Consider the following 733-nt stretch of genomic DNA (forward strand, 5'->3'; position numbering starts at 1 on the left):
CGAGAGATGAGCAAAAGAAGTTTGCGTTGTGGTAACGGCCTTGCTGGTTTAGCGTGTAGCAAAGCTGGTAATTCATCAACGCTTTACCTTCCACGTCACCATTTTGCTTCATCTTTTGCCTTAACGAGCTGAAACTGGCAACAGAAGCGTCATAACTGCCATGTTTACGTTCGTTTAAAGCGAGAATGTACTCAGATTCTAACTTCGCGAAATCATTGTTTAAGATTTGGCTACTTCCGTAATAAGGCTGCTTAATGTTGGCCATGTACTCATAAATCAACCCACTGACGTAAAGTCTTTCGCTGTCAGAGACGGAAGTATGATAACGGTCTTGAAGCATGCTAAGAGCAGAAGCCGCATCGTTGTGTAACGTTGTTTGATAGACAGCGTGCCATTGCGTAAAGTTTTGGGTGTGTTCAATCTCGGTAGAGTCACTTGCGTATATTTGACTGCAAAAAAGCAGTGACGCAAGCAAAGGAGACAGCGCGCGCATAAGGAAGTAGCCTTGTGTTTTTCTTATATAATCTTTTCAGTATGTTATACCCATTATCTTATAGGCGATGTGACCACGTGAAGTGAATAAACAATACTGAATGGAAAAACTATGAAGTGGGTCGATATTTGGGTTGAGAATTAGGGGGAGGGAATAGAAACCCCGGCACAAGTGCCGAGGTCAACGCGATTAGTCTACGTATAGCTTCGCTAGATCTTGAGGCTCCATTTCTTTGCCTTC

At 43.2% G+C, this 733-nt stretch carries 1 pseudogene; it reads right to left on the bottom strand.

Annotation, left to right across the window (positions count from 1 at the left end):
• A pseudogene (locus R7O13_RS26705) lies at positions 1–493 on the bottom strand (GGDEF domain-containing protein); the annotation flags it as partial.
• Between the last annotated feature and the right edge of the window lie 240 nt (positions 494–733).

The sequence above is a fragment of the Vibrio sp. Y176 genome, assembly GCF_033438945.1.